The sequence below is a fragment of the Comamonas piscis genome, from assembly GCF_014109725.1.
Lineage (GTDB): Bacteria > Pseudomonadota > Gammaproteobacteria > Burkholderiales > Burkholderiaceae_C > Comamonas > Comamonas piscis.
Genome location: NZ_CP058554.1, coordinates 1,712,757 through 1,725,770, shown reverse-complemented (window position 1 = coordinate 1,725,770; position 13,014 = coordinate 1,712,757). Strand labels below are relative to the sequence as shown.

General features: G+C 62.3%; 15 protein-coding genes. 2 read left to right on the top strand and 13 right to left on the bottom strand.

Annotation, left to right across the window (positions count from 1 at the left end):
* Positions 1–85: 85 nt before the first annotated feature.
* Both HS961_RS07740 and HS961_RS07735 read left to right on the top strand, forming a co-directional pair.
* Complete coding sequence (locus tag HS961_RS07740; protein ID WP_182327152.1) at positions 86–709, top strand: mechanosensitive ion channel family protein; 624 nt, start codon at positions 86–88, stop codon at positions 707–709.
* A 126-nt stretch (positions 710–835) separates the two neighbouring features.
* Positions 836–1,009, top strand: a complete 174-nt coding sequence (locus HS961_RS07735; RefSeq protein ID WP_182327151.1) for a DUF1328 domain-containing protein — start codon at positions 836–838, stop codon at positions 1,007–1,009.
* 70 nt (positions 1,010–1,079) lie between these two features.
* Here HS961_RS07735 and HS961_RS07730 read toward each other — a convergent pair whose 3' ends face one another.
* The 13 genes from HS961_RS07730 to HS961_RS07670 all read right to left on the bottom strand — a co-directional run bounded on the left by HS961_RS07730 (position 1,080) and on the right by HS961_RS07670 (position 12,997).
* Positions 1,080–2,837, bottom strand: coding sequence for an ABC transporter ATP-binding protein/permease (locus HS961_RS07730; protein WP_182327150.1), 1,758 nt, complete (start codon positions 2,835–2,837; stop codon positions 1,080–1,082).
* 85 nt (positions 2,838–2,922) lie between these two features.
* Entirely contained in the window at positions 2,923–4,008 is a 1,086-nt protein-coding gene (nagZ, locus tag HS961_RS07725; protein WP_182327149.1) for a beta-N-acetylhexosaminidase, read from the bottom strand.
* Between the two features lie 65 nt (positions 4,009–4,073).
* On the bottom strand, positions 4,074–4,466 hold the full coding sequence (acpS, locus tag HS961_RS07720) for a holo-ACP synthase (RefSeq protein WP_021026432.1): 393 nt from the start codon (positions 4,464–4,466) through the stop codon (positions 4,074–4,076).
* 24 nt (positions 4,467–4,490) lie between these two features.
* Positions 4,491–5,261, bottom strand: a complete 771-nt coding sequence (locus tag HS961_RS07715) for a pyridoxine 5'-phosphate synthase (protein WP_182327148.1) — start codon at positions 5,259–5,261, stop codon at positions 4,491–4,493.
* Positions 5,258–6,019 carry a DNA repair protein RecO gene (gene recO, locus HS961_RS07710; RefSeq protein WP_182327147.1) on the bottom strand — a complete coding sequence of 254 codons (762 nt, stop codon included), beginning with the start codon at positions 6,017–6,019 and terminating at the stop codon, positions 5,258–5,260. The genes HS961_RS07715 and recO overlap by 4 nt, the downstream gene beginning before the upstream one ends.
* Before the next feature lie 151 nt (positions 6,020–6,170).
* Complete coding sequence (gene era, locus HS961_RS07705; protein ID WP_182328172.1) at positions 6,171–7,154, bottom strand: GTPase Era; 984 nt, start codon at positions 7,152–7,154, stop codon at positions 6,171–6,173.
* A 99-nt stretch (positions 7,155–7,253) separates the two neighbouring features.
* Positions 7,254–7,937, bottom strand: coding sequence for a ribonuclease III (gene rnc / locus HS961_RS07700; RefSeq protein WP_182327146.1), 684 nt, complete (start codon positions 7,935–7,937; stop codon positions 7,254–7,256).
* On the bottom strand, positions 7,938–8,306 hold the full coding sequence (locus HS961_RS07695; protein WP_182327145.1) for a DUF4845 domain-containing protein: 369 nt from the start codon (positions 8,304–8,306) through the stop codon (positions 7,938–7,940). It abuts the gene before it with no gap.
* A gap of 25 nt (positions 8,307–8,331) precedes the next feature.
* Positions 8,332–9,300: a signal peptidase I gene (gene lepB / locus HS961_RS07690; protein ID WP_182327144.1), complete on the bottom strand. Its 969-nt coding sequence runs from the start codon at positions 9,298–9,300 to the stop codon at positions 8,332–8,334.
* A 23-nt stretch (positions 9,301–9,323) separates the two neighbouring features.
* Complete coding sequence (gene lepA, locus HS961_RS07685; RefSeq protein WP_182327143.1) at positions 9,324–11,132, bottom strand: translation elongation factor 4; 1,809 nt, start codon at positions 11,130–11,132, stop codon at positions 9,324–9,326.
* Between the two features lie 156 nt (positions 11,133–11,288).
* Complete coding sequence (locus tag HS961_RS07680; RefSeq protein ID WP_182327142.1) at positions 11,289–12,239, bottom strand: MBL fold metallo-hydrolase; 951 nt, start codon at positions 12,237–12,239, stop codon at positions 11,289–11,291.
* Positions 12,240–12,303: 64 nt separating this feature from the next.
* Positions 12,304–12,597 carry a hypothetical protein gene (locus HS961_RS07675; RefSeq protein ID WP_182327141.1) on the bottom strand — a complete coding sequence of 98 codons (294 nt, stop codon included), beginning with the start codon at positions 12,595–12,597 and terminating at the stop codon, positions 12,304–12,306.
* A gap of 4 nt (positions 12,598–12,601) precedes the next feature.
* Positions 12,602–12,997 carry a nuclear transport factor 2 family protein gene (locus HS961_RS07670; protein WP_182327140.1) on the bottom strand — a complete coding sequence of 132 codons (396 nt, stop codon included), beginning with the start codon at positions 12,995–12,997 and terminating at the stop codon, positions 12,602–12,604.
* Positions 12,998–13,014: the final 17 nt, after the last annotated feature.

The following is a 13,014-nucleotide window of genomic DNA, read 5'->3' as shown; positions in this document are numbered from 1 at the left end:
TTCTTGCCGCCCTCTCATCGCTGATAATCAACACATCCTCTAACACGGGCGCCCTGGGTGCCCGCTGCGCGCTCTGCTCCCCGCCATGAACCGACTCAAACTCCTGATCCCTGAATGGGCCGCCGAATGGGTGGACATCATCGTGCCTGCCATGCAGATCACCTTGGTCCTGCTGCTCGCCGTCAGCCTCAACTACGCCACCCGCAAGCTCATCACCCGCATGGCCCAGCACTACCACTGGCCGCTGGAGCTGGCCGTGCCCATCAAGGGCCTCGTGCGCTGGCTCATCATCGGCGGCACCTGCCTGCTGATTCTGGAGCGTTTAGGGGTCAGCGCCACCGTGTTGTGGACCGCCTTCTCGGGCTTCGCCGCCGTGGGCGCTGTGGCCTTTTTTGCTGCCTGGAGCGTGCTCTCCAACTTCTTCTGCGCCGTACTGATCTTCACCGTGCGGCCCTACCGCCTGGGCGACTACATCGAAGTGCTCGACGGCTTGGACAAGCCCGGCGCCAAGGGCCGGGTGGTCGATATCAACATGCTCTACACCACCATCGAGGACTTTGTCGCTGACCGCAGCCAAAGTGTGGTGCTGCAGATCCCCAATACCCACATCTTCCAAAAAGTGGTGCGCCGCTGGACCGATGACCCACCACCGCAGCAGCCACCCGAGGCCAGCCCGGCGGAGCCCGCGCAGACCCCATCGGTCCCATAACGAAGGGGCAAGTCAACCGATCCGCAACTGTCAGCGCCAGCCTACCTCTACTTACATCTTCGGCCCACGGCGTTGCTCGGGCCCCCTGCTTAAGATCAACCATCACATGACAACAGGAGGTGTTCGATGCTTAAGTGGGCCATTATTTTTGCGGTGATCTCGTTGCTGGCCGGTGTCTTCGGCTTTACCGGCATTGCGTCGGGTGCAGCAGGTATTGCCAAGATCCTTTTCTTCATCTTTGTAGCTATCGCCGTGGTGTTCCTGGTGATCGCTCTGCTGGGTGTCGGCGCCGTCGCCTAAGCGCTGCGCCACATACAGCCAATGCCTGCCTCGTGCAGGCATTTTTTATGGGTGCGCGGGAACCCGCCGATCACTGCTTGAGAGCGATTTGCAGTAGTGCACGCTGTTCGGGGTCCAGTTGCCAACGCAGGTCATGGAAAGCCTGCACGCTGTCGCGGTGCGCCACCGATACCAGTGCACCGCCGCGCTCGCGCACCAGCCGCTGCAACTGGCCATAGATGGCGGCTTCAGTGTCCTGGTCGAGTGCACTGGTGGCTTCATCGGCAAACACCCAGGCAGGCCGCTTGAGCAGCACGCGCGCAATGGCCAGGCGCTGTTGCTCACCGCCAGACAGCACGGCATTCCAGGCAGCCACCTCGTCCAGGCGCGCCACCAACAGCGGCAGCTGCGCCGCTGCCAACGCCGCTTGCAACTGCGCATCAGTATAGGTAGCAGCGGCCTGCGGATAGGCCAGTGCCTGGCGCAGGCTGCCATCGGGGAAGTAAGGGCGCTGCGCGATAAACATGCCATCCATCGGCCGCTGTACCCGCCCCTGCGCAAAGGGCCAGATGCCGGCCAAGCTGCGCAGCAAGGTGGATTTGCCGCTGCCAGACCGACCGCTGATCAGCAGCTGCTGGCCCGGGTCAATCTGCAAGTCTGCGGCATCGATGACGACCCGGCCATCGGGCAGACTCACCTGCAAGCCCTGGGTTTGCAGCTGGTCGCCCGCTGCCAGCGCAGCGCCTTGCGGCTGGGCCTGCGCCCGCAGGCCTGCCTCAAAGCTTGCCAGACGCTGGCTGGTGGCCCGCCAAGCTGCAATATCGCTGTAGTTGTTGACGATCCAGCTGAGCGAATCCTGCACCTGGTTAAAGGCCGAGGCAATCTGCATCAGCTGGCCCAGCTGGATGGCACCGCTGAAAAAGCGCGGCGCGGCAATGATGAACGGAAACACCACGGCGGCCTGGCCAAAGAAATTGCTGAACCAGGCCATGCGCTTTTGCTGCTTGACCAGCTGCAGGTAGTTGGCCATCACATCGCCAAAGCGCAGGCGCAGTTGCTCGCCCTCGACCTGCTCGCCGCTGTCCATCGCAATGGCTTCGGCATGCTCGCGCACGCGGACCATGTGGTGGCGGTAGTTGGCCTCCAGGCGCTGCTGCTGGTTGTTGAGCCGCACCTGCGGCTTGCCCAGCCACAGCGATATGGCACTGCCCACGAGGCAGTACAGCACGGCCATCCAGACCATAAAGCCGGGAATATGCAGGCTGCCGCCGCCCAGCGCGGCGGGCAGGCTCAGGTCCATCGCCGCGCTCAAGCCCCAGAGAATGCCGACAAAGCTGACAAAGGTGACCAGCGCATTCAACAGGCCCATGCTGAGCGCCACGCTGTAGCTGCTGAACAGGTTGATGTCTTCCTGGATCCGCTGGTCAGGGTTGTCCGGCGCCTTGGGCCCGCCGCCATAGCGCCCCAGCTCCATGCGGTAGAACGCCTTGTGGGCGAGCCAACGGCCTTGCAGGTGCGCGGTCAGCCAGCGGCGCCAGTGCCATTGCAGCAGCTGGGTCAGGTAGAACTTGTAGACCGCAATGACGATGTAGACCAGCGCCAGCCACAAAAAGCGCCAGAGCTGGTGCCAGAACACATCCGCCTGCTTGTTCTGCAGCGCATCGTAGAACACCCGGTTCCAGCTGTTGATCTGCACCAGCATGAACACGGCGGCCAGGTTGAGCGCCACGATGGCCGCTAGCAGGCCCCAGGCGCGGCGCTTGTCCTCGGAGACAAAATAGGGCCGCGCGAGCGCCAAGGTTTCGCGGCAGGCCAGCGCCACACGGCGCAAGGGGTTGTGTAGGGGCATCGCTCTCAGCCATCTAGGGGATGAGAGCAATCTAGAGGACGGGGCTGAGGCGGGGCTTAAAAGATCACCACCGTCAGCAACTCGCTCAGGCCAGCAGGTCCAGCGCGTCCTGGTAGGCGGGCTGGCGCATCAGCTCATCCCAGGGTTGGGGTACCGTCTCGGGCAGCAATGCCAGGCGGCGCGATTCCGAATCCTCGTCCGGCTGCCAACGGCCGCTGCGCAGGGCCTCGTCCATGCCGTCGAGCAGCTCATCCACATGGGCACCCAGGCCCAGGCTCTGGTTGCACAGCAGCACCATGTCGCAGCCGGCCGCCAAAGCCGCCAGCGCCGCATCGGTGTAGCTGATCACCTCGCCGTTGATGCGGCGTGCGCCTTCCATGCTCAGGTCATCGCTGAAGATCGCGCCGTCATAGCGCAGACGGGTACGCAGCACATCCTTGAGCCATTTCTCGCTAAATCCGGCCGGGCGCTTGTCCACCTTGGGGTAGATGACGTGGGCGGGCATCACGGCGGTCAGCACACTGCTCAGCCAGGGGTAAGGTGCGGCATCCTCGGCCAGGATGGCGCTCAGGCTGCGCGCATCGACCGGAATGGCAACATGCGAATCTGCCTTGACAAAGCCATGGCCAGGGAAGTGCTTGCCGCAATTGCCCATGCCCGCTTGCAGCAGCCCGTGCATGAGGCTCTTGGCCAGCATCGCGACCACGCGCGGGTCGCGGTGAAAGCTGCGGTCGCCGATGACCGAGCTTTCGCCATAGTCCAGATCCAGGACCGGGGTGAAGCTGAAATCCACCGCGCAGGCGCGCAGCTCGGCGCCCAGCACATAGCCGGCAGCGGTGGCTGCATTCATCGCCCGCATTGCGCCGCTACCCGGGCGGTGCTTGCTGCCCTGGCCGTCGTCCATCCACATCTGGCCAAAGTGGCGCATCGGAGGGATGTGGGTAAAACCATCGCTGCGAAAGCGCTGCACGCGTCCACCCTCATGGTCCACACAAATCAGCAGATCGGGCTTGACGGCCTTGATCTGCGCGCACAGCTGCACCAGCGCCGAGCGGTTGTCCCAGTTGCGGGCGAACAAGATGATGCCCCCCACCAGCGGGTGCGACAGGCGGGCGCGGTCGGCATCGGTCAGGGCCTTGCCGGCGATATCAATGATCAGAGGAGCGTGCATGGAAGGGAGCGCAAGGGCGCGGAAGATTCAAAAACGGGCCCTGCGAGGGCCCGGAGGAACGGAGGTCAGAGCTTCTCGACGACGCAAAAGCTCGCCGCATAGTCGACCTCATCGGTCACGGTGATATGGGCTGTCAGGCCCTGCGCCTCAAACCAGGTGGCCAGCTCGCCATGCAGGCGTATGCCAGGCTTGCCGCTGGGCAGGTTGATGACCTCGCAGTTGCGCCAGGTCATCGGCATGCGCATGCCCAGGCCCACGGCCTTGCTGAAGGCCTCCTTGGCCGAAAAGCGGGTGGCCATGTAGCGCACGCCCCGGTCGGGCCAGCGCTCGCTGCGGCGGCGCCAGACGGCCAGCTCGCCCTCGGCCAGCACCTTGTGGGCAAAGCGCTCGCCTTGGCGTTCCAGGGTCGCGCGAATGCGGCGGATATCGCAGATGTCGGTGCCAATGCCGTAGATCATGCTGTCACAACGCCTCTGCTTGAGTTACAGCAACACGCCATCGGCGCGGGCATCGAGCGAGCGGCGGTAGGCACGCACGGCTTCGGCATAGCCCATCTCCAGCGCATCGGTCACAAAGGCATGGCCGATCGACACCTCCAGTACCTGGGGAACGTTGGCCACAAAAGGGGTCAGGTTGCGCAGGCTCAGGTCATGGCCCGCATTGACGCCCAGGCCCGCTGCCTGCGCGGCCTTGGCCGCTGCTGCGTAGCGCGCCAGTTGCACACTTTGCTCAGGAGTACCAAAGGCAGCGGCATAGGGCTCGGTGTACAGCTCTACCCGGTCGGCACCCACCGCCTTGGCAGCGGCCATTTGCTCAGGGATCGGGTCCATGAACAAACTCACGCGCACGCCCAGCGCCTTGCATTCCGCAATCAGCGGCTGCAGGCGCTCGGCATCCTGCGGAAAGCTCCAGCCATGGTCACTGGTGAACTGGTCCTGGCCGTCCGGCACAAAGGTCACCTGGTGCGGGCGGTACTGGCGCACATAGTCCATCAGGTTGTGAAAAGGGTTGCCCTCGATGTTGAACTCACGCTTGACCGGCCAGGTGGCGATCACGCCGGCCAGCTTTTCCACATCGCCGGGGCGGATATGGCGTTCATCCGGTCGGGGATGCACGGTGATCCCCTGCGCGCCTGCTTCCAGGCACAGACGTGCCGCACGCGTCACGCTGGGGATATCCAGATGGCGGGTGTTGCGCACCAGTGCCACCTTGTTGAGGTTGATAGACAGGGCAGTTTTCACGGGGGTAGTCATAGTGATTGGATATCCATCATCAACTGGCGCGTACGCAGTACCGGCTGACCACAATGGTGCTGCAACAGCGTACGCAACTGAACTTTTAGCTCGCCTGCACACATCACGCAAGCCCTGAGGACGGCGGGATAGGGGTTTGCCGCCAACAGCGCTTCTTCCAGGGCCTCCCATTGTGCACCTGAGAGCCCCGCCCTGTCCTGCCCATGGGCCTCGCGCAAGCCGGCATCCGGCACCAGCACGTAGCGGCCCTGGGCCTTGAGCGGCTGCAGCGACAGGGTCTGTTCCGCCAGCGAAGGCAGCAGTCCCAGCTCGCGCAGCAGCAGCAATTCAAAGGCGCGCAACACAGGCTCCAGCACATCCCCGTGGTCGGTAGCCAGCACCCGCACCACACCGGCATAGATGTCGAAGAGGTTGGCAAACGGGTCTTCGCGCGCCAGCAGGCGCATCAGCAGCTCGTTGAGGTAGAGGCCTGACAGCAGACCGCCGCCCACGGGCATGGTGTGGCCGCCGACCCACTCGGCGCTTTTGAGGGTGTGGATGTCCGAAGCCGCCTCGCCGGCAATGCCCCAGGACAGGCGCAGCGGCTGCAGCGCCAGCAGCACCGGCCGAAAGCTGGACGTCGGTTTTTTGACGCCCTTGGCGACCAGGGCGACCCGCCCCCGATGCCGGGTAAAGCACTCCAGCACCAGGCTGGATTCGCTCCAGTCATAGCGGTGCAGGATATAGGCAGGTTCTTCGTTGACGCGCTTGACAGCCATGGCGGGGGTCGTTGCAGTACGTGATCGCAGAGATCACCGGGGTATCACAGGGTAGCCCACCAGGCCAGGCGCTGCTGCAGCGGCTGGCAAGCCCCTGCAGCGCTAAGAGACTGCTGCCTACAAGCCGGGCAGATAGCCAGGCTTGCGGGGCTTATTCGTAGCCGAAGGACTTGACGCGGGCCTCGTCATCGGCCCAGCCGGACTTGACCTTGACCCAGACTTCCAGGAACACCTTGGCGTTCAGCAGCTTTTCCAGCTCCTGGCGCGCCTCAGTGCTGATGCGCTTGAGCTTTTCGCCCTTCTCGCCAATGACCATGGCCTTGTGCCCATCACGCTCAACCACGATGGTTGCGGCAATGCGCATGAAGCGGCCATGTGCCTTGCTGGGCTCTTCCTCGAACTTGTCGATGATGACGGTCGAGGTGTAGGGCAGCTCATCGCCGGTGAAGCGGAACAGCTTCTCGCGCACCGTCTCGGAGGCCAGAAACTTCTCGCTGCGGTCGGTCAGCTCTTCGGGGCCATAGAACCAGGCTTGCTCGGGCAGGTATTTCTCGCAGATGCCAAACATCCGATCGATATCGCCCTTGTTTTTGGCCGACATCGGCACGAACTCGGCAAACGGGTGGCGCTCTTGCATATCACGCAGCCAGGGCGCGATTTCATGGCGGCGATGGATGGTGTCGAGCTTGTTAGCAATCAGCAAGGTGGGAATGCCCGGCTTGAACAGCGACAGCACCTTGGCGTCGGCCAGGGTGAAGCTGCCTGCTTCGACGACAAACAGGATCAGGTCCACATCGCCAATGGCGCCCATCACCGTCTTGTTGAGCGACTTGTTCAGCGCGCGCGAATGGCGGGTCTGGAAACCGGGCGTATCGACAAACACAAACTGTGTGTTGTCCTGCGTACGGATGCCCGTGATGCGGTGGCGCGTGGTCTGCGCCTTGCGCGAGGTGATCGAGATCTTCTGGCCGACCAGCGCATTCATCAACGTGGACTTGCCTACATTGGGCTTGCCGACAATGGCGATCAAACCGCAGCGTTGGGGACCGGTAGGCACAGCGGGCGCGTCAGCCGGGGCCGCATCGGCCGGCGTGACACGGGCAACCGGCGTGCCGGGCTTGGCCGCGGCCAGCATGGCATCGAGATCGGACACGGACTGGCCCGAAGGCAGCAGCGAAGCAGCATCTTGCCCAGCGGCTTCTGGAGGATTGGATTTTTTGGAGGTCATAAAAGCTTAGCGATGCTGGGTCTGCAATTGTTGCAACATGATGGCGGCGGCCGCCTGCTCGGCTGCGCGGCGCGATGCGCCGGCACCTTCGCTGCGGGCCTGGAAGGCCGGCACCACACAGTCGACATGGAAGGTCTGCGCATGCGCAGCGCCGGTGGTACCGGTCACCACATACTCCGGCACCGATTTCTTGCGTGCCTGCAGCCATTCCTGCAGCGCCGTCTTGGCATCCTTGGAGGCCGCAGACATGTGCTGCGAGATCTCTACGCGCTCGTACAGATGATGCACGATGGCCTCGGCCTGCGTATAACCAGCATCCAAGTAAACCGCTCCGATAATCGCCTCGACCGCGTCAGCGAGGATCGAGGGACGTTCGCGTCCGCCCGATTTGGACTCGCCCTCTCCCAGGCGCAGCACCTTGGCCAGCTGCAGGCGCAGCGCAATCTGGTGCAAGGTGTCTTGCTTGACCAGGTTGGCCCGCATGCGCGAGAGCTCACCTTCCGGGGTGCCCTTGAGCTGCTGGAACAGCATCGTCGATACCGCCAGGCCCAACACCGAGTCGCCGAGAAACTCCAGGCGCTCATTGTGATCCGCACAAAAACTACGGTGCGTTACCGCTCGCTGCAGCAACGCACCGTTCGCAAAAGAATACTGCAGGCGTTCCTGCAATCGACTGAGTTCTGGTTCCACCTACTTCACACTATCGTTAAAACGGAAGACCAAGAAAGCCGGTCCGTACAAGGGGATGTCCCGCTCATAGCTGTACGACACCACAATCTTGCCGTCCGTATCCTTGGTCACTTCCAAATCCTTGGCATTCACCGATGTCATGTCATCAATCGCCTGCGAGCGTTCATAGATGGTGCGCACTTCCTGCACCGTCGAGCCCTGGCGGGCAGCCTTGACGGCTGCCTTCTTGATGTTCATGTTCTCGATCACGATCGGGACTGCTTTGCTGCCCACAATGGCCAAAACCACAATGATGAAACCCCAGAGCACCACACCGATGAACGACATGCCGCGTTGGCGGTGTCGGGGTGCTTGTTTCATAGCCTGCATAGTCAATCCCTCTTAGAAAACTTTTTTAGTTAAATGGTCCGATGCGCTTGATGTTACCGAAATTCATCCAGACAAAGAAGGCCCGACCCACAATATTCGCATCCGGCACAAAGCCCCAGTAACGGGAATCCAACGAATTGTCGCGGTTGTCGCCCATCATGAAGTAGTGGCCTTCGGGCACCTTGCAGGTCACGCCTTCGACGCTGTAGCGGCAGTTGTCCTTGTACTTGAAGTCGGTCACGCCCTGAACAAAGTTGGGCACATCCGGGTTGATGATCGAGCGGTGGGGCTTGTCGCCCAGCTGCTCTTCAATCTGCTTGAAGTAGCGCATCGCATCCTGCTCGAAATAATCGGGCTGGTTGGTCGTCGGCACGGCCTGGCCATTGATGGTCAGGCGCTTGTTGATGTAGGCCACCTCGTCACCGGGTACGCCCACCACACGCTTGATGTAGTCCATGCTGGGCTGCGGCGGATAGCGGAACACCATCACATCGCCACGCTTGGGCGGCGTGCCATCGCTGATCTTCTTGTTGATCACCGGCAGGCGCACGCCATAGGTGAACTTGTTGACCAAGATCAGGTCGCCCACCTGCAAGGTCGGGATCATCGAGCCCGACGGAATCTTGAACGGCTCAAACAGGAAAGAGCGCAGGATAAAGACCACGATGATCACCGGGAACAGACCGGCGGTCCAATCCAGCCACCAGGGCTGCATCAGCAGGCGCGCCTTGCCCTCTTCCAGGTCATCGCCATCGACCTTCTGGATGCCTTGGGCATCGAGCTGCCGGCGGCGCTCTTGGGCCGAAGCCTCCAGTTGAACGGCAGCGGCCTTGCGGCGGGGGAAAAAGTAAAAACGCTCTGCCAGCCAGTAGGCACCGGTGATGACGGTGGCCAAAAACAGCAGCAGGGCAAAGTTGCCCTCGATCGCGCCGCTGTACCAGGCGCCCATATAGGCCACAAAGGCGGCCAGAATCAGTGTTGTCAGGATTTGCATAACTTTGTTCTGGGCTGCTTTTCTTAATCGTCCACTTGCAAAATCGCCAGAAAGGCCTCTTGTGGCACTTCCACCGAGCCGATCTGCTTCATGCGCTTCTTACCGGCCTTCTGTTTTTCCAGCAGCTTGCGCTTGCGCGAAACGTCGCCGCCATAGCACTTGGCCAGCACGTTCTTGCGCATCGCCTTGACGGTTTCGCGGGCGATGATGTTGGCGCCAATCGCCGCCTGGATCGCCACATCGAACATCTGGCGGCTGATGATCTCGCGCATCTTGGCCACCACGGCACGGCCGCGGTACACCGACTGCGAGCGGTGAACGATGATGGACAGTGCGTCCACCTTTTCACCATTCAGCAAGATATCAACCTTGACCACCTCTGAGGGGCGGTACTCCTTGAATTCATAGTCCATCGACGCGTAACCGCGCGAGACCGATTTGAGCTTGTCAAAGAAGTCCAGCACGATTTCGCCCAGAGGCATCTCGTAGGTGAGCATCACCTGGCGACCGTGGTAGGCCATGTCCAGCTGCACACCGCGCTTCTGGTTGGCCAGGGTCATCACCGGGCCAACGTATTCCTGTGGCATATAGAGGTGCACCGTCACGATCGGTTCCCGCACTTCTTCCAGACGGCCGGCATCGGGCATCTTGGACGGGTTCTCGACGTCGATGATCTCGCCATCGGCCTTGAGCACCTGGTAGACCACGCTGGGGGCGGTGGTGATCAGGTCCTGGTCAAACTCGCGCTCCAGGCGCTCTTGCACGATCTCCATGTGCAGCAGGCCCAGGAAGCCGCAGCGGAAGCCAAAGCCCAGCGCTTGCGACACTTCAGGCTCGTACTGCAGCGCCGCATCATTGAGCTGCAGTTTTTCCAGCGCATCGCGCAGCTGGTCATACTCCGAGGCTTCGGTCGGGTACAGCCCGGCAAACACCTGGGATTTGACTTCCTTGAAGCCGGGCAGCGGCTCGGCGGCAGGGCCCAGGTTGTTGGGCAGCTTCTTTTCCAAGGTGATGGTGTCACCCACCTTGGCCGCCTTCAGCTCCTTGATGCCGGCAATGATGTAGCCCACTTCGCCGGCCTTGAGGCTGTTGCGCGGTTCATTGGCGGGGGTGAAAACGCCCAGCGTATTGGCTTCGTAGGCGGCACCGGTGGCCATCATCTTGAAGCGCTCATTCTTCTTGAGCTGACCATCGACCACGCGCACCAGCATCACGACGCCCACATAGGGGTCGAACCAGCTGTCCACGATCATCGCGCGCAGCGGTGCCTCGGGATCGCCCTTGGGCGGCGGCACCTTGGCCACCACGGCTTCCAGGATTTCTTCAATGCCCATGCCGGTCTTGGCCGAGCAGGGAATCGCATCGGTGGCATCGATGCCGATGACATCCTCGATCTCAGCCTTGGCATTGTCCGGATCTGCATTGGGCAGGTCCATCTTGTTGAGCACGGCAAACACTTCGACGCCCAAATCCAGCGCGGTGTAGCAGTTGGCCACCGTCTGGGCTTCCACGCCTTGCGAGGCATCCACCACCAGGAGCGCGCCTTCGCAGGCCGACAGCGAGCGGGAGACTTCATAGGAAAAGTCCACGTGGCCGGGGGTGTCGATCAGGTTGAGGTTGTAAACCTTGCCATCCTTGGCCTTGTAGTTCAAAGCAGCGGTTTGTGCCTTGATGGTGATGCCGCGCTCTTTCTCGATGTCCATCGAGTCCAGCACCTGCGCCTCCATGTCACGATCGGCCAGACCTCCGCAATACTGGATCAGGCGGTCTGCCAAGGTCGATTTGCCATGGTCAATATGGGCAATGATGGAAAAATTACGAATGTGCTGCATTAACAAACAACGAATAAAGGCCTGGAATCTGGCGCGCACGCCAAGGGGGCTGGAGATTCCAGCCAAAGCACGCATTGTAGGCACAAAGCAATGCACCCCCGCCGGGATGGCCGATCCCGGCGGGGGTGCAGCGCCGTGGTCCTTCTCAGCGCTGGATCAATGCCACTGCATCTCGCCCTTGGCCACCTTGGCGCTCAGAGCCAGGCTTTCGAGCCCTCCCAGATTGGGGAAGCGCTGCTTCATCGCCGCTTCCAGCGCCGCGCCATCCTGGGCCTTGGCCGTCTCTTCGTCAAAAGCGCGGATGTAATCGGCGGTAAAGTCCACCGCCGCCGTGCCTGCAGGCATGGTGCCCACAAAGTGACCGGGGATCACCACCTCGGGGCCCAGCGCCTTGATGCGCTCAAGCATCGCCAGCCAATCCGTGTGGGACTGCGGCGTCTGGGTATCGGCCATCCACACATGCTCACCGGCCATCACCGGGATGCCGCCGGCCACCGTCTTGATCGATGGGATCCACAGCACCGTGCGGTCGGGCGCCGGGCTGTCGAGGCCGATCAGCTGCAGGGTCTGCCCCTCCAGTTGCAGGCTGTCGCCTTGCAGGGGTTCAGGCACCACCAACTGCTTGGGCGCGTTCTCGCCCAGCTTGGGGCCCCAAACCTTCAGCTTTGCTTCATTCGTTTCCTTGATATGGGCAATGGTCTGCGGCGTGGCCAAAATCTTGGCCTCGGGGAAAGCCGCCTGCAGGGTGTCCAGGCCAAAGTAGAAGTCCGGGTCGCCATGGCTGATGTAGATCGTCGTCAGGCGCTTGCCCGTGGCCTTGATCTTGTCCGCCAGCTTGCGCGCCTGCTCCGCCGAGAACTGTGCATCGATCAGCACCGCGTCCGTCTTGCCCTGCACCAGCACGGAGGACACCGCAAAGATCGCCTGCTCGCCTGGGTTGAAGACCTCGGTGGTCAAGGCCGCCTGCTGGGTGTCAGCTGGTGCGGGTGCTGCGGGGGCACTGGCGGCAGGTGCCGCAGGCGCCGATTCGGTGCTGTTGCGATCGCAGCCCACCAACAGGGCAGCGGCCAGCGCGCAGGCGGACAGGGTGTAGTAGCGTTGCTTCATGGTCTTGCTTGCTTTCAAAGTGTTAGAAAAAGAGGGGCGCAGGCCATCCTGCGGCCCCCGGGTGTTAGGTATGGGCAGCGCCCGCTGCCGTGCTTTGTTCCAGGGCTTGTGCCATGGCTTCTTCCAGCTGGGCCAGCTCCTGCTCCCAGGTCTCGCGCTGGCGAAAACGCTTGCCGGCGCGGTCGTACCAGTTCTCGGCATCTTCCAGATCGCCTTCCTGCAAATGCAGGATGCCGTGCAGCCATGCCGCGAGCAGGCCGGGGTAGTGCTGCACGCCGTTGTGTGCGGCATGCCAGTCGCCCGCTCGCCATTGGGCGACCAGGGCCTGCAACTGGCGCAGTTCATCAGGGCTGTACATGGCCTTATGCCTGCATGGCCTGCAACATGGGGGCGCTGTCCACCACCTGCTCCATGCGAATGATCCGGCCACCACGCAGCTGGTAGAGATGCGAAAAGCTCGCCTCCATCGCTTTGCCACTGGCGCGGTGAGTGCCGGCGTAACGGCCAAAGACAGCGACCCGATCACCATCGGCCAGGTAGCTGTGTACCTGGGCGCTAAAGGTCGCCCAGTCATTGCCCAGGCGCGCAAACACGCCTTCAACGATTTGCGCAGCACCCACATAGCTGCCGGCATAGGGCGATCCTGCCGCCTCGATCCACAGCGCGTCAGGCGCCAGCGCCGCCATCAGGTGCTGCGCGTTGTCCTCGGGGCTGCCTTCGTAAGTGGCGCGAATGGTGTCCAGGTTGCTTGTCGTCATGCCGTCAATCCTTGCTG